Source organism: Clostridium sp. FP1 (assembly GCF_011065975.2).
GTDB lineage: Bacteria > Bacillota > Clostridia > Clostridiales > Clostridiaceae > Clostridium_AD > Clostridium_AD tagluense.
In genome coordinates this window covers 3,395,936-3,420,885 of sequence record NZ_JAAMNJ020000001.1, presented here as the reverse complement: position 1 = coordinate 3,420,885, position 24,950 = coordinate 3,395,936, and the positions used below count along the sequence as shown (strand labels likewise).

The window sequence follows — 24,950 nt, the reverse complement described above, 5'->3', positions numbered from 1 at the left end:
TAATAAATATTTATTTATTTGTAATTTTTTTCAATATTAGAAGGAATTAAGATTCTTTTGTCGAATTTATAATTTGTTAAGTTATGGGAAATGATAATTTATTTGTAAGGGGGAGTTATAATATGGAAGAACCTAGAATTAGTGTACTTATTGCAGATGATAATAAAGAATTCTGTAATATATTAAATGATTATTTGTTAAGTCAAAGAGATATTGTGGTTACAGGCATTGCAAAAGACGGAATAGAAGCTCTTAAATTAATAAAGGAGAGAAAACCTGATTTAGTAGTACTAGACATAATAATGCCTCATTTAGATGGTCTTGGTGTACTAGAGAGATTAGGTAGCATGGATCTTGATCCAATACCTAAAATAATAGTATTATCGGCAGTAGGTCAAGATAAAATAACGCAAAGAGCCATTACTTTGGGAGCAGATTATTATGTAGTAAAACCTTTTGATATGGATGTTTTTACAAAACGAATAAGACAGATGTTTAATAATACAATTTCTAGTGATAGCAGTAAGAAATCAATTTCTTTTATTGACACAACTGAACCTAGAAAAAGTAATCGCAATGAACCAATGGATTTAGAAGCTGAAATAACAAGTATAATTCATGAAATTGGTGTTCCAGCTCATATTAAAGGATATATGTATCTAAGAGAAGCAATAACTATGGTAGTAAACGATATTGAACTTTTATCTGCAGTAACAAAAGAATTATATCCATCTATTGCTAAAAAATTTAATACAACTGCTAGTAGGGTAGAAAGAGCAATAAGGCATGCTATAGAGGTAGCATGGGGGCGTGGTCAAGTCGAAACTATAAATAAGATATTTGGGTACACCATACATAATGCTAAAGGTAAACCCACAAATAGCGAGTTTATAGCTATGGTAGCTGATAAGCTAAGATTACAAAATAGAGTAAGTTAATTAAAAATATAACCTATGTGCACTATGCACATAGGTTATATTTTTTTAATAAGAAAATAATCTTAAACTAAGTAAGCATATAACACTCTTCCTTATCATAAATATGAAATAAGTTAATTTTATAATTAATTATGATACTAATAAATAAGAAAAATGATTAACAAAGGGGGAGTAATTTATGTCATCTAATACACTAATAAGCAATATAAACAAACACATACAAGAAAATTTTTGGCTATATATTATAAGTATTCTTTGTGTATTTACAGGTATAATTTTAGGAATCTATAGCGTGAAATACATGGGGGAAATTGAACAAAATGATTTAGTAAATTATTTGATGAATTTTATTGACCCTTCTAATACAAGTGGCATCAGTTATAAATTAATATTCTTCCAATCACTTAAAAATAATCTACCTGTGATTATTTTTCTTTGGTTTTTAGGTTTAACTATTGTGGGAATACCAATAATCATAATTATTGATTTATTAAAGGGATTTACAGTTGGATTTACATTTAGCTTTATGATTAGTGGCCTTGGTAAAAGTGGGATTGGAATTGCAGTACTAGGAGTTCTGCCTCAAAATTTGATTTATATTCCATGCATCATTTTCGCATCGGTAGTATCAATGGAATTTTCTATAATGCTACTTAAAGACAAGTTTAATAAACAATGGACAAGTAGTATATCTAGCAGAATAATATATTATAGCGTAATATTTATTGTACTAATAGCATTCTTGTTTATAGGTATAATTATAGAATCTTATATTGCACCCTATTTCATAAAAAATCTTATTAATGGTCTAGGAAGCGTAAGTAAATGAAGAATAAAGATTTATGGCGGTTTGTAATGCTAACGATAAAATGCTTTGTGATTTTACTAGTAATTGGAGTTCTATTGCCTAAAGCTGTGGATTGCATACTTCAAAGTTTAAATAATACAACAATTTACAAAAATTCTATATTTGTTTACAAATTAGTGGATAAAAATTATAAATTAGCTTATAACTATGTTCTTACATTTTATTTGTTTTTTAGAGGCTAAAGCATTCATAAATTAAATAGAATTTAGCAAAACAAAACAAAAACTGCTTTCAAATGTGAAGGCAAGTTTTGTTTTATACATATTATAAATTTTTTACTTTATTTAAATATATAGTGATAATATTGTGGTAACTTGGTAAAAATAATGATATAAATTTTAAGCAAGGTAGACAGCATTTAATAATTGTTGCCTAGCGGAAAAAACATGAGGAGGATACATATGAAAAGAAATATTAAAAATGTATTATGTTTGATGTTATCGTTAATTTTTACGGCGCAGGTTTTTACAATATCAGCAAAGGCAGAAGGAGAAAATAAAGTTAACAGCGGAATTACAGTAGAAGCGAAGTCGGCACTACTAATGGAACCGTCTAGTGGCAAAATAATATATGAAAAAAATTCTCATGAAAAATTTGCTCCGGCCTCAGTAACTAAAATAATGACTATGTTACTCGCTATGGAGGCTGTAGATTCAGGTAAGATTAAATTACAAGATAAAATAACTATAAGTGAAAACTCGAAAAAAATGGGTGGAAGTAGTATGATACTTGATACTGGTGAAATTAGAACTGTGGAAGAAATCTTAAAAGGTATTGCTATTGCATCTGGAAATGATGCAGCTGTAGCAATGGCAGAATATTTAGGTGGTAGTGAAAGTGCATTTGTATCTATGATGAATGAAAAAGCAAAAAGCCTCAATATGAAAGATACAGCTTTTAAAAATTGCACAGGGCTCAGTGCAGATGGACATTTTACCTCAGCCTTTGATATTTCAATTATGTCTAGAGAGTTATTAAAACATCCTAAAATATTAAAATATTCATCAACTTATATGGAGACTATTACTGAGGGCAGAAAGACGCCTATAGGTCTTGTAAATCATAATAAGCTTGTTAGATTTTTCAAAGGTTGTGATGGACTTAAAACTGGATTTACAAGTGAGGCAAAATACTGTATATCTGCTACTGCATTGCAAAGCAATGTAAGAATGCTAGCAATAATTATGGGTGCTCCAACTTTTAAAATAAGAAATAGTGATGCTAGCATGTTAATGAACTATGGATTCTCTAAATTTGAAACTAAAAAAGTAATAGCTAAAGATGAAGAATTAGAAAAAATACCTTTAAATAAAAAAGGTGATAAATTTATAATAGCTAAAGCACAAGAAAATTTTCTTATAACACTTGAAAGAGGTAAGAAGAATGAAATCACTAAAAAATTAGTTTTAGATGAAGGCCTTACAGAGTATAAAAAAGATGCAGCAATTGGAGTTTGTGAAATATATGTTGATAATGAATTATGTGGGAAGATTATTATCTATAGTGATAGAGATATAAAAAAATCTAGAGTATGGGATAATATTAAAAATAATTTTACTGACCTGTTTGATAGAGCAATTTAAATTAATACATTTATTGTAATACAAAATTATGGCTTCTAGGCAAAAATTTCTTTGCTTAGAAGCTAATTTTTTATACTGACTAGTTATTTTTTTAAAGATGCACTATACTTAAAAGAACTTGATATAAAGAAACTAACATAAATGCCATATTTCTTTATAATTAAATTTTTATCTAGGAGCGAGTGTACATGCCATTAAGTATAAAAGTAACTAATTTTGAGGGTCCCTTTGACTTGTTATTGCATCTTATTAAGAAAAATGAGATGAACATTTATGATATTAATATTTATGAAATCACTAGCCAGTACCTCGAGTATCTTAAAACTATGAAAGAAATGGATTTAGAGGTTACATCAGAATTTATTGTAATAGCCGCAACTTTAATCCAAATTAAATCCAAACGATTGCTACCTAAAAATAAAGAGGAAAATAGTAAAGAAGAAGAAAATGATGTAGAAGCAGAATTATTAAATAAATTAATAGAATATAGGAAATATAAAATTATAGCTGATAACTTAAAGATGCTAGAGCAGGGAGCAGGTATAATGTTTAGTAAGAAACCAGAAATAATTGAAGAAGATAGTAAAAACATTAAAGAAATAGATTTTCTGAAAAATGTTACAATGCTTAATTTGTATAATTTGTACAATAATTTAATGCAACAATATATAAATAAAATGAACGTTGATAATATTATAAATAAAAAAATATTAGTGGATGAATACAAAATAGAAGATAAAATGCTAGAATTGAAAGAAGCGCTTGATTTATTTGGAAAAGTCTATTTTTCAAAGTTAATCACTGGATATTCATCAAAAATAGAAGTTATTGTTACGTTTTTAGCATTACTCGAACTAATTAAAGTTAGAAGTGTGAGAGTAATTCAGGAAAGTACTTTTAAAGATATATATTTAGAAAGGATAAATTAAAATGAATGAATTTAATATTAAACAATTAGACATTGAAGAGGTATCTACTAAAAAAATATATTTTTCCATTATTGAATCCTTGTTGTTTGTTACTGGAGATTCATTAAAACTAACGGTTATGGCAAATATATTAGAATGTAGCAATGATTTTACAAGAGAACTAATAAATGAATTAATAGTAAAATATGAAGAAGAGGACAGAGGAATTAAAATCATAGCAACTAATGATCAATATCAATTTGTTACAAAACCCTGTAATAGCGAATATGTTCAAAAACTGTTAAAAACTAATATTAGACAATCATTATCTCAGGCATCGCTTGAAACTTTAGCAATAATTGCATATAAACAACCTATAACTAGAGTTGAAATAGAAGATATAAGAGGTGTCAAGAGTGATAGAGCAATATATACCTTAGCAGAAAAAAAGTTAATTGAAGAAAGTGGACGAAAAAATGTTCCTGGAAGACCAATAATTTATGTAACTACAGATGAATTTCTTAAACATTTTAATTTTTACAGTCTGGCTGAAATGCCACCCTTAGAAGATTTTAATGTAGAAAATTTACAAACAAATATTGAAAGCAATGAAGCTGAATAATTATTTTCAAAGATTTATGGGTATAAAATTATAAAACCTCGCCATAATAAAGCTTTTATATTGAAAACTTTATTATGGGGGGTATATTTATAAGTTTTTATATTAGATTATTCATCACACTTTTCATTGTCTTCATTTTGTGTATGTTTATCACTTTTATCCTTAAACATACTTTTAACAATATCTATAACCTGTGGTACAGTATCAACAATTCTATCATATGTATTCTGTTGATCTACAGATAATAGCCTTACTGAATCGTTTTTAACTACTAAAAATGCAACAGGCCTAACGGTAACTCCAGCGCCAGAACCACCACCAAAAGGGTATTTATCGCTTGAAACACTAGGTTTAATATTATTAAATTCACTACCTCCAGATGCAAAACCAACACATACCCTTGAAATAGGAATAATTGTAGTACCATCTATAGATTCTACAGGATCGCCTACAATGGTGTTCACATCTATCATATCTTTTATACTTTCCATAGTGGTTCTCATTAAATTTTCAATTGGATGATTATCCATGTACATTTCCTCCTTTATATTTTTTAGAATTTGTTTTCTTATGCTTAATATTTATAAGGCAACTTATCATTACAAATGATATATAAATAATTTTTCCTAAATTGGCATAAATTATACCCGAAATTTCCATATTAATATCATTTTCTTTAAAGTGAGGGGTAACTTTTAAATCTATCTTTTTAACTTTAGTGAATTTTTGTAATAGTAAATAAAGAAAACTATAGGTGGAGTGAATTAAGCCAAATAAAATAGCTACAAAAGCAGCATCATCAAAACCATATTCTAAATAAGTATTTAAACTCATTGTTGGCTTGAATTTTAAATTCTTAATTTTGTTAATAATTAATTTAAAATCATTAAAAGTTAATGATTTTAAAAAATCTGTCTTTGTGATTTCTTTTTCGATGATTTTTATTTTTGAATTTACTTTATCTTTCGAAGGCGTTTTTGCCTTTATTTTTTTATTATATATGTAAATTTCCAAAACTTTGTTTTTATATTTAAGAGTTATTTTCAAAGGGATTGGAAATAATATAATTGTTAAGGTTAAAAGAAACACTATTATACCTTTAAACATGTTAACCTCCCAGTACGCCTAATAATTGGTATTATGTCCAAAAATCTATAAAAAAATCAGTAAATCACTATTATTTATAGGTATTCAAAATTATACACTAATATATAAAAAGAGGTGAAGTCATGAAAAAAAATAAAATTTTTTTATCACTTATTTTAAGTATGTTTTTTTTATTCACATCACTAATTCAAAATGTTTATGCTGAAGATATATATGTTAACGCCATAAGTTCTATAGCATTAGATTGTGATTCTAAACTTGTTTTATATGAAAAAAATGCATACACTCCAATTGAGATTGCAAGCACTACAAAAATAATAACTTGCCTTGTAGCAATTAAATGTGGGGATTTAAACAAAAAAATAGTTGTATCAGAAAAGGCGGCATCTATACGTGGTTCAGAAATAGGGTTAAAGGTTGGAGAAGAAATAACCTTAAAAGAGTTATTATATGGACTTATGTTAAGATCTGGAAATGATGCAGCAATCGCCATTGCAGAAGGAGTAAGTGGAAGTGTTGATGAGTTTCTAAAACTAATGAACGAGTATGCACTAGAAATTGGATTATTAAATAGTAACTTTGAATCTCCTCATGGCTTAGATAGTAGTAATCATTATTCTACAGCCTATGATTTAGCTTTGGTTACTGCAAAGGCAAAAGAAATAAAACTATTTAATGATATAGTAAGTTCTAAAGATATTGATGCTAAAGAATACGGTTTTAATAGAAGTTATCATAATATAAATAAAATTCTATATCTTTTACCAAATGCCACAGGAGTAAAGACTGGTTTTACCGGAAAGGCAGGTAAATGTTTAGTTACTTCTGTTAAAATTCAAAATAGAGAGGTTATTATAATTACTTTGAATTGTACCCCTAGATGGAAAGAAACTGAAAAAATAAGTAAATATATAGATAAAAATTATGAATATAAGAAAGTGATTAGTAAAGATGATACTTTGGAATCTCTTAATATAAAAAATGGTGTATCTAGTGTTCAAATAGCAAGTAAGGGAGATATTATAGTTCCAGTAAAGAAGGATGAAAATATTGAGATTAAAATAAAAAAGCCACTATATGAGATAATTGCTCCAGTACAGCTGGGCGAAAAACTCGGTAGGGTAGATATATATTCAAATAATAAACTTTTGTTTACGCAGGCTCTAGTAGCTAAAAATTCTGTGGCAAGAAAAAATATGTTTAGACAAAAATTAGATGAAATTGTGAATTTAATTATCCCTAGTAAATAAAAGAGCCCATAAGACTCTTTTATTTACTAGGGATAAGTTCACAAGGGGGGTGACTAGGTATTCATCTAGCATTTCTAATTATTATTATTATTATTATTATTATTATTATTATTATTATTTAACTTGTCACAATTTCTACATTTATAAATATTTTAATAGTATAGTGCTTAGGAGGTTATATTTATGAGTTATGAACCCTATGATTGTATTGATGTAGGAAGTGAATTTTGTTCTAGCTACACTAAACGACGATAATGAGATTACATTTTTAAAGACATTAGATTTATTTTAATGATACCTTTAGTACCATCCCAATATATTGAATGTATAATACTATTAATTAATAGGCGTTTATTATTGAAATCTAAAACATCTACTAGGGAAGAAAAGTTATTTAAGGAATATATAAATTTATTTGCGTCCCACTTATTGTTTTTATATTCATAGGAAGCAGTTTTTAAGTTTTCATATTTATCCTTTAGCTTTTCTAGCTCATCTCCTAATTTTAAAATTTGTGGCCTTATATATTTGGATATTTCATTGTCTAGTGATAACTGGCTTATTAGAATATCTATTTGAGATTGTTTAATTTTTATTTGTCCTTGTAAATTATCTATTTCACAATGCATAAAATTATTTTTGGTCATATCAGATTTGATTTTATTTAACTCTTCAAGTAGAACATTTTTGTCTAGTGTGACATTTTTCAAATTTTCTATAACTATTGATTCGAGTTCATCTACGCGGATATTAGGATTGTTACATCGGAGGCCCCTTGAATAATCTTTAGTACTGCAAACATAGTATTGAATTTTTTTATTGGAATGCGCACTAATATGTCCATGTTTAACAATCATACTTTTACCGCATTTAGAACATTTTAAAGTTCCGGTAAGTAATGCAGCGGAGGAAGTTCCAAGGCGTGGTGCTTTATTTTTATTTTCATCTAATATTTGTTGAATTAAAAGCCAAACAGGGGAATCAATAATTCCTTCATGTGTAGAAACTGCAGCTACCCATTCATTTATATCTCGCTTAATCTTAGCTCCTTTACTTTTGTTATAAATTAGAATTCCATGCTTATTATCAAATTTTCCCATGACATTCATTCCAATAAATTCAAGATATTTCATAACAGCTTCATTTGCTCTAACATAGAGGGGATTTCTTAATATAAGTTGAATTCTTTTCTTATTAAAGTCAGCCCCATTTTTTGTTTTTATGTTTTTTTGGAAAACACAGATAAAAACTTGGCTAATAGATTTATAATGTAAATATTTATCGTATATGAAGGCTACAACATCTAGTTCTTCTTTTATAGGTGATAATGTATGCATTGTTTTTTCTTTGAACTGGGAATCTAAATAGGTGATTTTTTTACTTTCATAGCCTAAAGGTGTTTGACCTCCTAACCACCTGCCATTTTTAGCCATCTCTAACATATTGTCACGAACCCGCTCACCGATAGTTTCACGTTCCAGTTGTGCAAAAACAGAGGCAATATACATCATTGCACGTCCCATAGGAGTTGAGGTATCAAATTGTTCATTAACGCTTATAAAACTTATATGCAGACTATCTAATTCATTTATAAGGGTAGAAAAATCGGATATATTTCTACTGATTCTATCTAGTCTATAACAGATAATAACATTAAATTTTTTTTCTCTTGCATCACTTAGCATTTTTTGAAACTGAGGTCTTTTAATATTTTTTCCTGAAAAGCCTTCATCTTCGTATATTATAAATTTTTCAATTCCTAAATGAGTGCCTTCATGCGTGCATAGTTCAATTTGGTTAATTATTGATTCGCCTTTTGTTGTAATCTTTGATTTTCTGGAGTATATAGCGGCAATTTTCAATTTACTTACTCCTTAATAATTGATTTAAAGTTTGTTAAAAGGTAAAATGAATATAATAGGTGAAATTCCCTAATTACCATAATAGCTTTACAAAATAAAGATATGTATTTTAAAAAAATAATATGCTTATGTTATCTATATAAGTAAATATATTTAGCTATATATACCTTTGTAACATTGCTTATAAAACTGCATACTATAATATAACAGTGTATTTGGGGGAATATAAATGAAGGTTAACTCTACTATTCTTTTAGAATTAAATAAGAGTGAAACAGAACTTTTGAATGGACTATATACAAGGACTGCTTTAAAAATATTAACGCCTGAGCTTTCATTACAAGAAATAAACGAATTAATAGAAAATTTAACCCAACACTAGTATTTAAGAGGTAATATGATTAAAAGCGTAGAATAAATAGAAAAGAGAGAGTTAAATACTAATGAGTAGTGTTATTTATTAATAAAAAACAAACAATCCTGAATATACTAAACAAATTCTATTAAAGAATGATATACTATTATAATATTAATACAAGATGAAATATGGAGATGATTTATATGAAGTTATGTGATGTATGTAAAAAAAATATAGCAATGATATTAACATCAAAAATTGAAAGCGGAAAAACTGAAACTGTAGCTTTATGTATAGAATGTGCTAAAAAGAGGGGAGTTCCAGTTATGGATCAATTGATGCAGCAAGCTGGGATATCTTCAGAGGATATTCAAAACTTAAATCAGCAAATGGGTAATATCTTTAAAGATATGAATTTAGAAGATATGAATTTAGAAGATATGAATTTAGAAGATGTGAAGGTTGAAGATATGAACAATGAGAATGGTGACGGTAAAAAACTCATTGGTAATATTTTCAATGGCTTATTTTCACCTAAAGATGAAAATAAAGATTTCATAGATGAGGAAATTGAAACTTCACCAAAGATTGTGAATGCACCAGAAGATAAGTCGAAAAAGAATCCCTTTAAAAAGAAGCGAAAGCACTTAGAGACATATGGGATAAACCTAACAAACAAAGCAAATCAAAAGGGTGTAGACAAGGTTGTTGGGAGGAATAAAGAAATTGATCGCGTAGTTCAGATTTTAAATAGAAGAACTAAAAACAATCCCATATTAATTGGGGAAGCAGGTGTTGGTAAGACAGCTATTGCAGAGGGTTTAGCTGTGAGAATTTCAGAAAAACAAGTTCCGGAGAAATTGTTTAATGCCGAAGTTTATCTGCTTGACCTCACTGCTGTTGTTGCAGGTACACAATTTAGAGGACAATTTGAAAGTCGGATGAAGTCAATTATTGAAGAAGCTAAGGAAAGTGGAAATATAATATTGGTTATTGACGAGGTGCACAATATTATGGGCGCTGGTGAGGTTCAGGGTGGGTCAATGAATGCAGCAAATATTTTAAAACCAGCTTTAGCCAAAGGTGAAATACAAGTTATTGGAGTTACTACTCTCGAGGAATATAGAAAATATATAGAGAAAGACGCAGCTCTTGAGAGAAGATTTCAGCCAGTCCTAGTTGAAGAACCAAGCATAGAAGAGACAATAGAAATTTTAAAGGGAATAAGAGGCTATTATGAAGAATATCATAAAGTTAAAATATCTGATGAAATTATTGAAGAAGTTGTAAACTTATCTGAAAGATATATAACTGACAGGTTTCTTCCAGATAAAGCTATAGATGTCATTGATGAAGCTGGTTCTAGGGCTAATTTAAAAAATATTGGACTTATTGAACTTTCAGGATTAAAGCAGCAGTCAGAAAAAATACAAAATGAAAAGGATGATGCAGAAGCTACTGGAAACTTTGAAAAAGCTGCAGAATATAGGATGAAACTATGTAAAATAAAAGAGAATATTGTTGAAATTAAGAAAAAATGCAGTGAGGTGAAAATTACGCAGGAGGATATTGCTTTTGTAATTGAATCATGGACTAGAATTCCAATTCAAAAGATTACAGAAAAAGAAGCCAAAAAGCTATTGGACTTAGAAAACAGACTACATAAACGAGTTATAGGCCAAAATGAGGCGATTACTAGTTTATCTAGAGCAATTAGGCGGAATCGTTCAGGATTTAGAAAGAAGAAAAAGCCTTCCTCTTTTATTTTTGTTGGACCAACTGGGGTTGGAAAAACAGAGCTAGTTAAAGCACTAGCCTCGGAACTCTTTGGAAGCGAGGATGCATTAATTCGTATAGATATGTCTGAATACATGGAAAAACATACTGTTTCAAAGTTGATTGGTGCACCACCAGGGTATGTAGGCTATGATCAAGCTGGCCAATTAACTGAAAAAGTCAGAAGAAAGCCTTACAGCGTGATTCTTTTAGATGAAATTGAGAAAGCTCATCCGGATGTATTTAATATGCTATTACAAATTCTTGAGGATGGAAGATTAACAGATAGTCAGGGAAGAACTGTTTTCTTTGATAACACTGTAATAATAATGACATCTAATGCAGGTACTCAGTTTAAAGCCGGTAGTATGGGGTTTGTTCAGGATAATTATGATATTTTAGAAGCTCATGTGAAGGATGCTTTAAAAGAAACCTTTAGACCGGAATTTTTAAATAGAGTAGATGAAACTATTGTATTTACTCCTCTTAAAAAAGAAGAACTTCGCAAAATAGTAGATTTAATGATTATGGAAGTTGTGGAAGAGGTAAAAGAAAAGAAAATTACAGTGGACATAACAGACGCGGTAAAGGACTTTGTATTAGAAAAAGGATACGATGACAAATATGGAGCAAGACCACTGAGACGAACTATTCAAAAATACATTGAGGATGAGATTGCAGAGCAGTATCTCCAAAATGAATTTAGTGAAGGGTCAAATATATTCCTAGAATTAAAAGAAGGTAAAATTGTTATAAGACTATAGTAATAATAAGCCTTTTGTATAGTTAAATTATGTTAATGTACGGAGTAACGTGTAAAAGCTGCTGAAAATTATTCAGCAGCTTTTACACGTTATTGTTCAATATCTTTTTCTAATAAATTATAAGCTTTTTTGGAATTGTAGATTTTGTAATATTCCTCTATATAAGTAATCCCTGTGAAAAATACTTCACATAAAAAAATTGCGAAAAATATATCCATTATCACGTGTTGTTTAATAAATTGAGTAGATATTATAATAAGAAATCCTACCACATTAACTGGAATTTTAATGCATTTATTAGCGTTTGTAAGATTAATCCCTTTAACTGCTAGGTATGTAGTAATTACGTGTATGCTTGGAAAGCAATTATACGGCATATCAGAGTTATAAGTAAATAAGATTAATTTTGAGAATATATCCTCTCCAGTGACAATAGGCCTTGCTACAGTGGTTTGGAAAAAATAAAAAGTTATAAAAGCAACAACATAACATAAGATTAAGGTAAGCATAATTTTATAATAAACTTTTCTGTTTTTAAAGCACAAATAAACAAAACAAAAGGCTAAGAAAAACCATAAGGTCATATAAGGTATTATGAAGACTTTTATAAGTGGTAAAAATCTATCTAAATCAGTAGTTAGGTCATAGACCCCTCTTTGGGTATTATTTAGCGTCCAATAAAACAAATTAGAAAAAGGGATAGAACCAATAAGTAACAGTGGTAATAAATTTTTAAAAAGTTTTTTCAAGTAATCAGTCCTCTCTTCAAAGACTATTTTAACGGAAAATCACAATGTTTTCAATGATTTTCGTGAAATTTTTTATCGATATTGTGTCATTATCATAAAAAAATAAAAAAATATGTGGAAAAGAGAGTATAAAATGCACAAGAGATCATCGCAGTTTGGTGTTTCGAGCATGTCCTTGCCGTCTGGCAGAAACAGGAGACTGTATATTATGTTCTCAGCTAGCAGGTAAAAATTTCTGTGATTGTTGTAATTGGAATGGAGTATGCATATATCAAGACTATGCTTCAAACAATTACAAAGCTAAAGAAAGCAGGAAATATTATCATTGCAAAATAGTAGAGAAAAATAAATTTGAAGATAATGTTGTTATATTTACTCTTGAAGTAAGTGATAAATTGGTAAGTGAATTGGTTCATGCAGGGAGTTATGTTTTTGCTCGCCGTCCAGATACAGATGCAAGGTTTGATACTCCGATATCAATAATGGATACAGATACGAGAAATAATACTATAACTATTGCTATAGAATTAAAAGGAACAAAAACCAAGGACTTAGATATATTAAAAGAAGGAGAAGAGATGCTAGTAAAAGCACCATTTTGGAATGGTATTTTAGGTGTGAAAAACATAAATACTATTAAAAATAGTAAATGTTTAATTGTAGCAAGAGGTATAGGTCAGGCCCCTATGATACCTCCGCTTAAACATTTGCATGGAAATAATAATGAAATTACAGTTATAATTGACAATGCCCCCTATAAAAATAGCTTTGTTAATGAATACATGGAAAAGTATGCTTCAAAAGTTATACTTGTAAGTACTATATGCCATGGAAAGATCACAGAGGAATTTAATAATATATTGAAGGATTTAATTAATAATAATGATATCAAATTAGTGCATTGTGATGCAGCAGATGTTTTAAATTATGAATTGATGAAGGTCATAGAAGATATAGACAAAAATATTAAATATTCATGTTGTAATAATGCAAAGATGTGCTGTGGAGAAGGCATATGTGGCTGCTGTACAAGAAAAAATAATGACCGTAAACTAAGAAGGCTCTGCAAAATGCAGACAGAACCTAAATACGTATTAGAGGGGAGGAGAATATTTTGAAGGTTATTGTAATTGGTGGTGGGTGGTCTGGTTGTAGTGCGGCAATTGCAGCAAAGAAAGCGGGTGCTACAGTTGTATTATACGAAAAAACAGATATGCTTTTAGGACTTGGTAATGTAGGTGGTATAATGAGAAATAATGGAAGGTATACCGCATCAGAAGAAATGATAGCGCTAGGAGCAGGAGATTTAATACATTTGACTGATGGAAATAGTAGACATAAAAATATCGACTTTCCTGGACATAAACATGCCTGGCTTTACGATGTAAACAAGATTGAGCCAGCAGTTCTAAAATATTTAAAAGCTATGGATATAGAAATAAACATGATAACAAGAGTAGTGGATGTTGAAAAAGAAGGCAATAGAATAAAAGGCATATATTTATCAGATGGAGAATATGTGCAGGCTGATGTATTTATAGAAACTACAGGTTCCACAGGGCCAATGGGTAACTGTTTAAAATATGGAAATGGATGCTCGATGTGCATTTTAAGATGTCCAGCTTTTGGGCCAAGGGTAAGCATAAGCTACAGAGCAGGAATTGAAGACCTAAAGGGTGAAAGAGAAGAAGATGTATATGGAGCTATTAGTGGTTCTTGCAAACTAGCCAAAGATTCTTTAGCAGAGGATGTTATTAAACAACTGGATGAAACAGGATTAGTTATTTTAAAGGTTCCAGAAGAAGATATTAATTTGGATAAACTTAAACTAAAGGTATGTCAGCAGTATGCACTTAAAGAGTTTGCAGAAAATATAATTCTTTTAGATACAGGTCATGCAAAGCTTATGACTTCGTATTATCCATTGGAAAAGTTAAGAAAAATTAAAGGACTTGAAAACGCAAAATATATAGATCCATATGCAGGGGGAAAGGGAAACTCCATAAGGTATCTATCCGTAGCTCCAAGAACAAACAGTATGAAGGTTGTAGGCCTCGATAATTTGTTTTGTGCAGGTGAGAAGGCTGGATTATTTGTAGGTCATACAGAAGCCATTATAACTGGTGCTTTAGCTGGACACAATGCAATAAGAAACTATTTAGGCATGCCTCTTTTGATATTACCAAGGTCCCTAGCCGTTGGAGATATAATTGCCTATGCAAATGAAAAAATAAATTCTAAAGAAGGAAGAACAAACAGATATACTTTTGCAGGAGCGGAGTATTTTAATAGAATGGTGGAAATGGGACTTTATACTTTGGATATAGATAAGATAAAGGGAAAAGTAGAAAAATTAAATTTAACTAATATATTTAGTGAAAAACTTATATAGAGAAAGATTTGGAAAGGTCAGCTTAAGGTGGAGCGGACCTTTTCACTTTTCTAAACCTTTATAATTGCTAGGTATTTTAAAATTATTAAGCCTAAACAAACCAAGATAATATATGCTTGTATTGAAAACCCTCACCATAGGTTAGTTTGTTAAGTTTTATTATGGAATCTTTTACTTTAGTTAGGTAAGTCGAATAATACTGATCAGTTTTATTTAAAGTGTTTTCGCAAAGGGTTGGCTCATTAAAAACTAAATATTTTCTGCATATAAAAGGCCTTACAGAATAGATTGTACAATTGCTATTGCTATCTAAAAAGGCACAAGGAATATTAGCGTTTGCATATAATTTATAATTTTCATCTATAAATCTACCGTTAGTATGAACAAGGCGTGATAAAATTTCTCTGTTTTGGTTGATTTTATAATTAAATTCAGCCATCATATCTTTAGAATAATGCTCACTCATGTAAACTTTTATTAATTCATTTTCAAGTTGACTTGATAATATTGGTAAAAAACAGCAATGGTTACAGCCCTGCTTGCAAGAAGTAACTTTCTCTATAGGCTTTAATGCATTATCAAGTTTTTCGTAAAGGCGTCTGAGTTTCCTAGAGGCCTCCTCTGGAGATAATCCAGAAATTATTGAATCAATTCTAGATTCAATAAATCTATTTATTTTTTGTACTGCAGTGATAATTTCAGTTTGATCATAAATGATTTGTCTTCCAGCATCAGGTAACAATATTGCTTCATAAGTATGATTTTTTTTCATACAACAATCAGAAAAATTCAATCCACTTCCGCATATACATAATTGATCTTTGGGAATTATTGATACACTAGCATTAAATTTCATTTTAATCCGCCCCTTGTTTAATTACGTTTGAATAAATACCTATATATGATTTGTGTTTTCTCATTATATTACAATAGATATGTTGATTCTAAAAGTAGTGGTAAATTTATTATAGTATCATATACTGCAAATGTAAAAATATATTTTTATTTTTAAACTAATAAATAAAGTTAGCAGTATATTTTATAAGGGAATACAAACAATAGATTTATGTGGAAAAGATTTATTATATACGGACTTTTAGGTCTCTGCGCAGAGGTTTTATGGAATGCTTTTGGCGCAATGCTTAGGGGTGATGTTTTACTTAGGGGCACTACCTGTATTTGGATGTTTCCTATATATGGGCTTGCCGTATTTCTTGAACCGGTGCATTATAGGATAAAACATCTTCCGCTTATAGCTCGGGGAGGTATATACATGGTTCTTATATTTGCAGTAGAATTAGTTTGCGGACTGCTGCTTAAATCGGTTTTAGGTGTGTGCCCTTGGAACTATGAAAATAAAACATTATCAATAGGTGGAATAATTACATTGGCTTATGCACCAGTATGGATTGTGGTTGGGATTATCTTTGAAAAAATCCATGATGCTATAATATGCATTGAAAGCAGTATCAACTATAATTCTAAATGAGAAGGAAGTTATAAATACAAAAAAATATACGGTGGGTTCAATGTAATAAATACATTAAACACACCGTATATTTTTTATTTGCTATTATAGCTAGGAGTTAAACTGAGCAATAGTGAAGTGATATTTTCCTTCAAAAGTTCTGCACTTTGAAGGGTAAGTCCTGTAGAGCAAAGAATTTTAGTTGGTATTTCAATGGCCATTTCTTTTAATTCAATGCCCTTTTCAGTTAACTTAACAAATACTTTTCTTTCATCTACGGTATCCCGAGTTCTATTTACTAGCTCCATACACTCCAATTTTTTTAATAGTGGAGTCAAGGTGCCAGAATCAAGATGTAATTTTTTTCCCATCTCTTTTACTGTTATATTATCTTTCTCCCATAATACTAAAAGAGAAATATATTGAGTATAGGTTATACCGAGTTTATCTAGGGCGGGCTTATACAATTTTGTTATTTCACGGGAACAAGCATATAGAGCAAAGCATAATTGGTTATCTAATTTAAGTGGTTCATAGTTCACTTTAATCACTTCCTTTATGGTTTATTAAATCATCATCTTCGACGCTGTAATATTAATGACATGCACTTATAGAAGTGGGCGGATTTCCTTTAGAAATGTCATTAAATCATCATCTGCGATGCTGCAATATTAACGACTTCAGAAGGAGATTTACCCCTTTGTAGTCCTCTGGAGTAGGTAACAATTCTCAATTGTTACCCCCCCGCTGAAGTTTTCTGTTTGTTGTAGTATGTGACCCCCACTTATAGAAGTGGGAGACTTTCCTTCTGAAATGTAGTTAAAATAAAAAAAGGTATGAACATAAAACATATATTATAGCTTGAAAATATGTTTTACGTCCACACTAGTAAAATTAATGAGATGGATAAATTTAATGGAATTTTATAGAAGCTTTTTAATGTTCTCTTCAATTTCCATTGGTTCTATAGGAGATTCAAATCTTTCTATAACATTACCACTTTTGTCTATCAAAAATTTAGTGAAATTCCATTTAACTGAATCACCTAATAAAAATTCAGGAAATTTTTCTTGCAAAAATGCATGTAACATTTTACCGCTTGGGTTATTCATATCAAAGCCTCCAAAGGCTACTTGCTGTGTCAAATACTTAAATATTGGGTGTGCATCATTACCTCTAACTTCAACTTTTTCAGAAAGTGGGAAAGTTACTCCAAAATTAATTTCGCAAAAGTTTTTTACCTCATCATTATTTGAAGGTTCTTGGTCTGCAAACTGGTTAGAGGGAAAACCTAGTATCTCAAAGCCTTTAGCATTATATTTCTCATATAGTTTTTGTAAATCTTTATATTGAGGTGTAAAACCACATTTACTTGCAGTATTTACAATTAATAATACTTTGCCTTTGAATTTATCTAAGGCTGCATCCTCTCCATCGATAGTTTTAAATTTAAAGTCATAAATATTCATAATTTAATAATCCTCCTTTATATGCTTTTTCTTATATAGCAATATATTAATTTGCATCAATTTAAACATGTAAAACTAAATTGCATGCAACTGTTTTATGAATTTAATATATCATGTTAATCATAAACTGTCAAGGACTTCTTTTGTGAAATAAGAGATTTAAGTTTTGTATAAAAAAATATACGGATTATCATAAGGCATGCTTATAATAATCCGTATATTATTGAAAATAAATCCTTATATTGTACTTAAAAGGTGGGCTTTTGAACATTAATTTTATTTATCATAAAGCCTGATACATAATCAAATTCACGCCACTTTTGAATTAATGTTTTATCACCTAGGAAGGTTGATTCAATTGGCGCATTGTTATCCACAAGAAGGCTAGAACTTGAGTTGAATAAAAATACTCCATCAGCACCAGCTTTATATACTTCATAAGCTCGTAGCAAATACTGTTGGATATCTAAATAAACTTTATTATTTACATATAGACCTTGTTTTACTAATTCTTCTTCTTGTTTTGTTATATCATGCCCACTAACATCTGCAGAAATACCAATATATAATTGTACATTGGTGTTTTTAACCATGTCTACATAAGGTTTAATGTTGAAATATTCCTCGCGACTAATGCTTGAGGGTATTAATCTATCAAGCAAACCTTCTTTAATCCAAGTATTAATATCATAACCATACTTAATGGGGTCATTATAAGGTATTCTTATGTTAATGGTCTTGTCTTTTGGTAGGTCTTTTCTTAAATCTCGTAAAAAATCATTCATAATACGTATCTTTTCCTCATTTGAACGATTTTCACCGAAGAGTGTAGGATACCTACAAAAATCTAATGTTATGCCTCCAACATTATTAAAAGATGCTGCTTCCATTAGTACATTTTTTATATAAGCTCTGACTTCTGGATAGTAATAGTCTAAGTAAAAGCTTCCAGGTTGAGTAAAATTATAATATTTATTATACATAGCACCATTTAAAAATCCGTAAATTAATGGACTATAAAATGTATCCATTCTAAGTGAAGCATTAACCTTCATTCCTTTTTCCTTGCCTCTATCAGCAATGATTTCTAAAGGGGATTTACCAGAACTTAAGATGTTTAATATTTGATTTTTTGCTAATTTATCACCATCTCTAAGTTGGTCATCATATATTTCTAGACCTTCAAAAGCGTTGCCAGCATATTTACTATTATAATTTAACATGCCAGTAGTTCCTAAACACCAATTTAATTCTCCAACATTTTTTCCAGTAAAAATATCTACCGTTTTACTTTTAAGAGTTTCAATATCAGGGTATGACCCATCAAAAAAACCAGAATATCCATCAAAATCATATAGAGCTGTTTTTTTATTATCCGATTGTTTTTCATATATTGAGATCTGTTCCTTAGTTAAACCCACTAATTTAATATAAGCAATCCTTGCTCTTTGAGATGGGTTTGGAGAAATTTTAATTGAGCTACTATTAAAATTTGATATTATTGTAGATTCCTCATTAATAAACTGATCACCGTATAACTCTTTAGATTCAAGAGAAATATCACCTTTTATTTGAAGCGTGGAAGAGCCATCTGTTTGACTTATTTTAAAGCTTTCCGTACCTGTAACATATCCAACATAAACCCTAAACCAGCCACTTAGTTTTACGGGCATATTTATTGGAAGAGCATTTTCTACATTTTCAAGTATTGTTCCATTTTCATTCGAGTCATAATCTTTGTAAGTCTCTAGTCCCCACCCTGAGTGCGGAGCGTCATTTTGATCGTTTGCCAGCATTTTATCTATTTTATTATATAAGTATACTTTTCCTGGCTGGGAACTTATAGTTTGGCCTGGCTCTAAGTTAATTGTCTTAACATTAAGGGTAATAATTTTTGATATTTCCTCAATTTTCTTGTCGACTGCAATAACTGTAAGTACAAGCTTCATTTCGCCAGATTGGGTTATATTATTAAGGGCAAAACTGATGTTTTTATTGTCTAGTGTCTTTGTATTTTCTGCTACAATTTTATCATTTTTGTATAAGGCACATTTAACTACATAATGTTTTTCCCTTATAAGCTTTTCATCTTCAATAGTCATAGCTATGGAAGCATTTACAGTTTGATTATTTTCATCAGCTGTTACAGTACAATCTTTTATTGATAGGGATTTCGTTATAGCAAAATTTTCAATATATATTTGATTTATACCAGTAAGTGCATCAGTCATATCATTATATAAAACAACCATATCAGAAAGACCAGTACTTGCTAATTGTGGGTCATTGAAGCTCGCTATTTTAGTTCCATCTAATAATATGGAAATATTGTTATTTCCATTATTTTTGATAGACCATCTATGAATATTATTATCCTTTGGTAAATATGCATCAACGGTTTGAAAAGAACCATCTCCTGATGCTTTATTCATTAAGTTTATTTTTATTTTGTTATCTGAGTCTTTGCTATTAAAGCTTAAGCGGTACCTTTTATTATTAGCAATTATATCTATTGCAAAGCCTCTCCAGTTTGCATTTTTACTTGGAGTTTGCAAATCAGTGATTTTAGCATCGAATTCTATATTAAAAGGCCCAGCTCCTATTTCTACATCTTTACTTATTTTTGAAATTGAATTTTGAGAGTTATTATAAAACAAATATTGTTCATATGGAACATGAGTATAATAGTTATTATAATCACTAGTATCGCCTATAAAGTTGCTTTGTGTATTTTCAGAATTTCTACTCCAACCACTATCTAAAAGGTTAATACAATTATCATTAAAAATAACCTTAAGGTTTTCATTGTTTTCTACAAGTAGGTTATTATTGGTTTTAAAATTCAGCTGAATCGGCTTGGAAAGTTTCATATCGTCTTTTGAATAAATGTCTGCAGCAATTTTCAAGGTATATGATTCTCCTAGTACATATCCTTTTACTGGCGGTTTAATTAAAATAGATTTCATATCTTTTCCTAGTTCTAATTTTGTATTTATTAATTTCCCAACACTATCTATTACGGTAATAGATTTCTGTGTTGCATCATCATATTTAAGCTCTTTATTAAATTGAATATTCCAGACTTTATTTGCACTAACTACTTGATCATTATTTGGTTCAAATGCATATGAAGTATGTGCAGATAATAATAAAATACAAAATGACAATAAAATAAATGCTTTTTTCAATAGTTTTCTCATCTCTTGTAATACCCCCTAATATACTTTCTTTTACGTTCTCAATTATTTTAACACAATTGTTAAAATTTTATAACAAGATTGGGAAAATTTAATTTTATCTATATTTATTAAAAGGCGCATAATAGTTTGCCTACGTTAAAGTGAAAAAACATAATTGTTGTATTAGTTTTCAAAATATGCTAATATAATAAATAAATATTAATTATTAATAAATAACTAATATTTATTTGATAATATAACATCAAAAATGATAATTTAATAGTATATTTAGGAGGAGATATTAGTGAATAATCAAGAACTTATGATTGTAAAACAAGCTATTATAAACGAGATAGAAGGGTATGAATTTTATAATATGGCGGCGAATAAGGCTAATTCCGCTGAGGTGAAAAACGCTTTTTTTGAACTTGCGCAGGAAGAGATGCAACATGTAGTTTGGTTAAAAGATTTATTTAATAAGGTTAAAGATGATAATGTGGTGGATTTTCAATTGGCATTAATTCCAGAACCAGCTTCTCCAGCAATTTTTAAATGGGAGAACCTTGATAGAAAGGATGCTGGCATTGCAGTATCTGCTTTTGGCATTGGAATACAAATGGAAAAAGCATCAATAGAATACTATGCAAAGGCTGCTAAAGAGACGGGAATTAAAGAGGCAAAGGAACTATTTAATATTTTAATTAAATGGGAAAAAATTCATTTGGATAAATTTTCATTGCAGTATGAAGAGCTAAAAGAAGAATGGTGGTCAGAGCAGGGTTATGCACCATTTTAACTATATTTTAGAAGATGATTTAATTATGGAAATAAGGTATCTATGTTATAATCATAGATACCTTATTTTTTTATAAGAAATTATAAAATTGTTTTATTAAATCATATAATAGAGTGAAAATACACTAAAAATAAATAAAGATCATTTCATAACCATAGTAAAGTAATAATATAGCTAAAAAGCCAACTAGAAACCAAAGGACCATTAGTTTGTAATCTGTTTTTTTAGGCTTTGGAGTGAAAACATCAACAATGTTATTAAGCGGTTCATTAATTTCGTCATGGATTATTTTTTTTAAGTCATCATCCATTTAATACACCTCATCAATTACTTGCTTATATATATATATTATCTACAGTCAAATTAATATTCCATATATAAATAAATATTTCAATAATAATGATAAAACCACCAATCTATTTAATAGAGCGGTGGTTTTTTATTGGGGGGATAGAAATAAACAAATAAGTGGTAATAATATTAAAAATCCTATAATTAAAGTTACTTTAATATATACTATGGAGATTCAAAGAAATTGTTACTAGGTTTTTCATTGTTTACAAAATAAATAGATAAAGATTTTTATAAGTCCATGCTAAAATGAATTTTAAATCTGCTTTCTAGGTATAATTATTCTTACAATGAGAGAAAATAATAAAGTACATGTAATGTATTTAGTAGCAAATGAGGTTATTAAGGTAAAAATTTTAGATGTGGTTTGAAAATAGAACCTAAATTAATTTGAAAGGAGTTTTAAAGATGCCTGATCATCAACATGTTGGAGGTAGTAAAAATAGTAATATTAATGTTAAACGTGACAATATTAGTAAACCTAAAAAAAGTAAAGGAGATAAAAAATCACCACCTTTGTATGAAAATTTCAATGGAGAAACTCTTGAGTAAATGCTCAAATGAATTTTAAAAAAAACTATGTTGCGAAAAAAATCATTTAGAGGAGAGGTAATAATATGCAAAAGGGTAAAAAAAGTGAGGCTAATAGGCAAGAAGTTAATATTGGGACTAAAAGAACAGATTCTAGCGATAAACAAAAGGACCAGAAGAAGGAAAGAAGAAATTGAAATAAATTTTTAGGATTAGAGTTATATTTAATTTTAAATTTTAACGACATTTTAGATGATGATTTAAAGTACACATCTGCAATTAGAAAGGGAGCGAGAACCCATGGAAAATAAAACAGAGTATTTTATAAATCAAGGGTATAAGATAATGAAGTTTGAACGTGATATTGATAAAGTTAATGGCCAAGAAATAGGGAGGGTTGAAGTTAAAGCGTTAGATGGACGTAGGGAGTATATAACCTTAGATGATAATGCTGCAGATGAAATAGAAAGGAATTTATTTGAATATTTAAAAAGTAAATAGTTTGTATATTTATACTGTCATATTCGTGAATGCCTATTTTATATTAAATGGCACATATTAGCAATAATTAATCATTATAATGGAAATAAGATATGCTTGTAACAAATAGCATATCTTATTTTCTTTTATTATCAGGCACAAAATTTTAATATAAGAGATGTAATTATTATTAATATATTGTAAAATAGAGTTTGTTTGTCTTAGAAAAATTATCTCTATTATTGACAAACAATAAAATACATTATTTAATTTTAAGACTAAATTTTAGGAGGAATTTCAAATGAAAAAAGTTGCGGTTATATTTAATGGCGGGACAATAGCTATGACGGTTGATCCAAGAATAAAGGCTGCAATTCCAACTCTAAGTGGAGAAGAAATAATGTCTATGGTTACGGGAATTGAAAATTATGCACAAATAGAATCATATACGTTTTCGAGCTTACCGGGGCCTCATATGACACCAGAACTTATGATGGAATTGTCTAAATATATACAAACTTTCCTGCTTAGAGACGATATATGTGGGGTTGTAGTGACACATGGTACGGATTCACTTGAGGAAACAGCCTATCTATTGCACCTAACTATAGATAATCCAAAGCCGGTAATTGTTACAGGTTCAATGAGGAATAGTTCGGAACTTGGGTATGATGGGCCAGCAAATTTATCAGCTTCTATTTGTACTGCAATTTCAGAAGAGGCACGAAATAGGGGAGTACTCGTGTGTTTAAATGATGAACTTAATTGTGCAGGGGAAGTCACTAAATCACATTCAATGCATCTAAATACTTTTCAGAGCCCTGAATTTGGGCCTATAGGGATTATCGACAATAATGAGGTAATATTCTACAGAGATAGTTTAAAAAAAGAACATATACTAACAGAAAAAATAGAAACTAGAGTAGATTTAATAAAAGCTTGTGCTGGGATGGATTCGAAATTAATTGACTTTTGTGTGGCGCAGGGTGCAAGAGGACTTGTTATTGAAGCCATGGGAAGAGGAAACATCCCACCTGAAATGGCAGAAGGAGTAAAAGTAGCTATAGAAAAGGGTGTGGCAGTAGTTATGGTATCTAGATGCTTCAAAGGAAGAGTATTAGATTCTTATGGGTATCCCGGTGGTGGCAAAGAGCTTAGAAATGCTGGTGTGATTTTTGGAGATAGCCTTCCGGGGCAAAAGGCTAGAATTAAACTTATGCTTGCACTTGCTAGCACCACAAATTTAGAAGAAATTGAATCTATGTTTGAAAGAGGAAGATATAAAAGCCGAATATAAAATACATTTCAAAATTAAATATTCGTGATGGTATTGACGTACAAGTCTGTTTTTGGTATTATGTTTGTATAAAAGTAAATATACACTAAGGGTTCACGAACCTTAGTGGTTTTATTTTTGTATTGTAAATATATTAGCTTCGTTGTTTTAACCACATTTTTTAACTTATGTAGCTAATTTAAAACGGAAGGAGTTCGTTTAT

Annotated in this window: 25 protein-coding genes; 16 read left to right on the top strand and 9 right to left on the bottom strand. The window is 29.5% G+C overall.

Annotation, left to right across the window (positions count from 1 at the left end):
- Positions 1–122 precede the first annotated feature (122 nt).
- The 6 genes from spo0A to scpB all read left to right on the top strand — a co-directional run bounded on the left by spo0A (position 123) and on the right by scpB (position 4,919).
- Positions 123–938, top strand: a complete 816-nt coding sequence (gene spo0A, locus G9F70_RS16710) for a sporulation transcription factor Spo0A (protein ID WP_124998911.1) — start codon at positions 123–125, stop codon at positions 936–938.
- Positions 939–1,116: 178 nt separating this feature from the next.
- Positions 1,117–1,767, top strand: a complete 651-nt coding sequence (spoIIM, locus tag G9F70_RS16705) for a stage II sporulation protein M (protein ID WP_164944258.1) — start codon at positions 1,117–1,119, stop codon at positions 1,765–1,767.
- Positions 1,764–1,988, top strand: a complete 225-nt coding sequence (locus tag G9F70_RS16700; RefSeq protein ID WP_164944257.1) for an endonuclease III — start codon at positions 1,764–1,766, stop codon at positions 1,986–1,988. The genes spoIIM and G9F70_RS16700 overlap by 4 nt, the downstream gene beginning before the upstream one ends.
- Positions 1,989–2,207: 219 nt before the next feature.
- Entirely contained in the window at positions 2,208–3,389 is a 1,182-nt protein-coding gene (locus tag G9F70_RS16695; protein WP_164944256.1) for a D-alanyl-D-alanine carboxypeptidase family protein, read from the top strand.
- 188 nt (positions 3,390–3,577) lie between these two features.
- Positions 3,578–4,318 (top strand): segregation/condensation protein A, encoded by a 741-nt coding sequence (locus tag G9F70_RS16690; protein WP_164944255.1) that lies wholly within the window; start codon positions 3,578–3,580, stop codon positions 4,316–4,318.
- Between the two features lies 1 nt (position 4,319).
- The gene (gene scpB / locus G9F70_RS16685) at positions 4,320–4,919 is read left to right on the top strand and encodes an SMC-Scp complex subunit ScpB (protein ID WP_164944254.1); all 600 of its coding nucleotides are present in this window, start codon (positions 4,320–4,322) and stop codon (positions 4,917–4,919) included.
- Positions 4,920–5,026: 107 nt separating this feature from the next.
- Here the strand turns inward: scpB and ytfJ are convergent, their stop codons facing one another.
- Both ytfJ and G9F70_RS16675 read right to left on the bottom strand, forming a co-directional pair.
- Positions 5,027–5,449 carry a GerW family sporulation protein gene (gene ytfJ / locus G9F70_RS16680; protein ID WP_164944253.1) on the bottom strand — a complete coding sequence of 141 codons (423 nt, stop codon included), beginning with the start codon at positions 5,447–5,449 and terminating at the stop codon, positions 5,027–5,029.
- Positions 5,442–6,026, bottom strand: a complete 585-nt coding sequence (locus G9F70_RS16675; RefSeq protein ID WP_164944252.1) for a DUF2953 domain-containing protein — start codon at positions 6,024–6,026, stop codon at positions 5,442–5,444. The genes ytfJ and G9F70_RS16675 overlap by 8 nt, the downstream gene beginning before the upstream one ends.
- Before the next feature lie 122 nt (positions 6,027–6,148).
- On the opposite strand from G9F70_RS16675, the gene G9F70_RS16670 reads away from it, so the two are divergent.
- Positions 6,149–7,276 carry a D-alanyl-D-alanine carboxypeptidase family protein gene (locus tag G9F70_RS16670; protein ID WP_164944251.1) on the top strand — a complete coding sequence of 376 codons (1,128 nt, stop codon included), beginning with the start codon at positions 6,149–6,151 and terminating at the stop codon, positions 7,274–7,276.
- 260 nt (positions 7,277–7,536) lie between these two features.
- On the opposite strand, the gene G9F70_RS16665 is transcribed toward G9F70_RS16670, so the two are convergent.
- A complete protein-coding gene (locus G9F70_RS16665; protein WP_164944250.1) occupies positions 7,537–9,138 on the bottom strand; it encodes a recombinase family protein in 1,602 nt (533 codons plus the stop codon).
- A 229-nt stretch (positions 9,139–9,367) separates the two neighbouring features.
- Between G9F70_RS16665 and G9F70_RS16660 the strand changes: the two genes are divergently transcribed.
- Together G9F70_RS16660 and G9F70_RS16655 are read left to right on the top strand one after the other, a co-directional pair.
- Positions 9,368–9,520 (top strand): hypothetical protein, encoded by a 153-nt coding sequence (locus G9F70_RS16660; protein ID WP_164944249.1) that lies wholly within the window; start codon positions 9,368–9,370, stop codon positions 9,518–9,520.
- Between the two features lie 179 nt (positions 9,521–9,699).
- Positions 9,700–12,036, top strand: a complete 2,337-nt coding sequence (locus G9F70_RS16655; protein ID WP_164944248.1) for an ATP-dependent Clp protease ATP-binding subunit — start codon at positions 9,700–9,702, stop codon at positions 12,034–12,036.
- Between the two features lie 89 nt (positions 12,037–12,125).
- Here the strand turns inward: G9F70_RS16655 and G9F70_RS16650 are convergent, their stop codons facing one another.
- Complete coding sequence (locus tag G9F70_RS16650) at positions 12,126–12,785, bottom strand: phosphatase PAP2 family protein (RefSeq protein ID WP_164944247.1); 660 nt, start codon at positions 12,783–12,785, stop codon at positions 12,126–12,128.
- A gap of 158 nt (positions 12,786–12,943) precedes the next feature.
- Here G9F70_RS16650 and G9F70_RS16645 point away from each other — a divergent pair, with 158 nt between their 5' ends.
- Together G9F70_RS16645 and G9F70_RS16640 are read left to right on the top strand one after the other, a co-directional pair.
- Positions 12,944–13,903: a sulfide/dihydroorotate dehydrogenase-like FAD/NAD-binding protein gene (locus G9F70_RS16645; RefSeq protein ID WP_318011018.1), complete on the top strand. Its 960-nt coding sequence runs from the start codon at positions 12,944–12,946 to the stop codon at positions 13,901–13,903.
- Entirely contained in the window at positions 13,900–15,177 is a 1,278-nt protein-coding gene (locus tag G9F70_RS16640; RefSeq protein ID WP_164944246.1) for an FAD-dependent oxidoreductase, read from the top strand. Before G9F70_RS16645 ends, G9F70_RS16640 begins: the two co-directional genes overlap by 4 nt.
- Positions 15,178–15,268: 91 nt before the next feature.
- Here G9F70_RS16640 and G9F70_RS16635 read toward each other — a convergent pair whose 3' ends face one another.
- On the bottom strand, positions 15,269–16,033 hold the full coding sequence (locus tag G9F70_RS16635; protein ID WP_164944381.1) for a YkgJ family cysteine cluster protein: 765 nt from the start codon (positions 16,031–16,033) through the stop codon (positions 15,269–15,271).
- 210 nt (positions 16,034–16,243) lie between these two features.
- Here G9F70_RS16635 and G9F70_RS16630 point away from each other — a divergent pair, with 210 nt between their 5' ends.
- A complete protein-coding gene (locus tag G9F70_RS16630) occupies positions 16,244–16,666 on the top strand; it encodes a putative ABC transporter permease (RefSeq protein ID WP_164944245.1) in 423 nt (140 codons plus the stop codon).
- 74 nt (positions 16,667–16,740) lie between these two features.
- Here the strand turns inward: G9F70_RS16630 and G9F70_RS16625 are convergent, their stop codons facing one another.
- From G9F70_RS16625 to G9F70_RS16615, 3 genes are all read right to left on the bottom strand, one after another.
- Entirely contained in the window at positions 16,741–17,187 is a 447-nt protein-coding gene (locus tag G9F70_RS16625) for a MarR family transcriptional regulator (protein WP_318011000.1), read from the bottom strand.
- A 381-nt stretch (positions 17,188–17,568) separates the two neighbouring features.
- Complete coding sequence (locus tag G9F70_RS16620; protein WP_164944244.1) at positions 17,569–18,114, bottom strand: glutathione peroxidase; 546 nt, start codon at positions 18,112–18,114, stop codon at positions 17,569–17,571.
- A gap of 248 nt (positions 18,115–18,362) precedes the next feature.
- Entirely contained in the window at positions 18,363–21,314 is a 2,952-nt protein-coding gene (locus G9F70_RS16615) for a hypothetical protein (RefSeq protein WP_164944243.1), read from the bottom strand.
- 283 nt (positions 21,315–21,597) lie between these two features.
- Between G9F70_RS16615 and G9F70_RS16610 the strand changes: the two genes are divergently transcribed.
- Positions 21,598–22,089 (top strand): ferritin family protein, encoded by a 492-nt coding sequence (locus G9F70_RS16610; protein WP_164944242.1) that lies wholly within the window; start codon positions 21,598–21,600, stop codon positions 22,087–22,089.
- A gap of 124 nt (positions 22,090–22,213) precedes the next feature.
- Here the strand turns inward: G9F70_RS16610 and G9F70_RS16605 are convergent, their stop codons facing one another.
- Positions 22,214–22,399 carry a hypothetical protein gene (locus tag G9F70_RS16605; RefSeq protein WP_164944241.1) on the bottom strand — a complete coding sequence of 62 codons (186 nt, stop codon included), beginning with the start codon at positions 22,397–22,399 and terminating at the stop codon, positions 22,214–22,216.
- Between the two features lie 449 nt (positions 22,400–22,848).
- Here G9F70_RS16605 and G9F70_RS16600 point away from each other — a divergent pair, with 449 nt between their 5' ends.
- The 3 genes from G9F70_RS16600 (at position 22,849) to G9F70_RS16590 (ending at position 24,748) form a co-directional block, all read left to right on the top strand.
- Positions 22,849–22,992: a hypothetical protein gene (locus tag G9F70_RS16600; protein ID WP_164944240.1), complete on the top strand. Its 144-nt coding sequence runs from the start codon at positions 22,849–22,851 to the stop codon at positions 22,990–22,992.
- Between the two features lie 279 nt (positions 22,993–23,271).
- Positions 23,272–23,472, top strand: a complete 201-nt coding sequence (locus G9F70_RS16595) for a hypothetical protein (RefSeq protein ID WP_124998954.1) — start codon at positions 23,272–23,274, stop codon at positions 23,470–23,472.
- A 280-nt stretch (positions 23,473–23,752) separates the two neighbouring features.
- Positions 23,753–24,748, top strand: coding sequence for an asparaginase (locus G9F70_RS16590; RefSeq protein WP_164944239.1), 996 nt, complete (start codon positions 23,753–23,755; stop codon positions 24,746–24,748).
- The last annotated feature ends 202 nt before the right edge of the window (positions 24,749–24,950 follow it).

Coding starts and splice junctions, on each gene's coding strand:
- spo0A (WP_124998911.1), top strand. CDS start 123: ATGGAAGAACCTAGAATTAGTGTACTTATTGCAGATGATAATAAAGAA.
- spoIIM (WP_164944258.1), top strand. CDS start 1,117: ATGTCATCTAATACACTAATAAGCAATATAAACAAACACATACAAGAA.
- G9F70_RS16700 (WP_164944257.1), top strand. CDS start 1,764: ATGAAGAATAAAGATTTATGGCGGTTTGTAATGCTAACGATAAAATGC.
- G9F70_RS16695 (WP_164944256.1), top strand. CDS start 2,208: ATGAAAAGAAATATTAAAAATGTATTATGTTTGATGTTATCGTTAATT.
- G9F70_RS16690 (WP_164944255.1), top strand. CDS start 3,578: ATGCCATTAAGTATAAAAGTAACTAATTTTGAGGGTCCCTTTGACTTG.
- scpB (WP_164944254.1), top strand. CDS start 4,320: ATGAATGAATTTAATATTAAACAATTAGACATTGAAGAGGTATCTACT.
- ytfJ (WP_164944253.1), bottom strand. CDS start 5,449: ATGGATAATCATCCAATTGAAAATTTAATGAGAACCACTATGGAAAGT.
- G9F70_RS16675 (WP_164944252.1), bottom strand. CDS start 6,026: ATGTTTAAAGGTATAATAGTGTTTCTTTTAACCTTAACAATTATATTA.
- G9F70_RS16670 (WP_164944251.1), top strand. CDS start 6,149: ATGAAAAAAAATAAAATTTTTTTATCACTTATTTTAAGTATGTTTTTT.
- G9F70_RS16660 (WP_164944249.1), top strand. CDS start 9,368: ATGAAGGTTAACTCTACTATTCTTTTAGAATTAAATAAGAGTGAAACA.
- G9F70_RS16655 (WP_164944248.1), top strand. CDS start 9,700: ATGAAGTTATGTGATGTATGTAAAAAAAATATAGCAATGATATTAACA.
- G9F70_RS16635 (WP_164944381.1), bottom strand. CDS start 16,033: ATGAAATTTAATGCTAGTGTATCAATAATTCCCAAAGATCAATTATGT.
- G9F70_RS16630 (WP_164944245.1), top strand. CDS start 16,244: ATGTGGAAAAGATTTATTATATACGGACTTTTAGGTCTCTGCGCAGAG.
- G9F70_RS16620 (WP_164944244.1), bottom strand. CDS start 18,114: ATGAATATTTATGACTTTAAATTTAAAACTATCGATGGAGAGGATGCA.
- G9F70_RS16615 (WP_164944243.1), bottom strand. CDS start 21,314: ATGAGAAAACTATTGAAAAAAGCATTTATTTTATTGTCATTTTGTATT.
- G9F70_RS16605 (WP_164944241.1), bottom strand. CDS start 22,399: ATGGATGATGACTTAAAAAAAATAATCCATGACGAAATTAATGAACCG.
- G9F70_RS16600 (WP_164944240.1), top strand. CDS start 22,849: ATGCCTGATCATCAACATGTTGGAGGTAGTAAAAATAGTAATATTAAT.
- G9F70_RS16595 (WP_124998954.1), top strand. CDS start 23,272: ATGGAAAATAAAACAGAGTATTTTATAAATCAAGGGTATAAGATAATG.
- G9F70_RS16590 (WP_164944239.1), top strand. CDS start 23,753: ATGAAAAAAGTTGCGGTTATATTTAATGGCGGGACAATAGCTATGACG.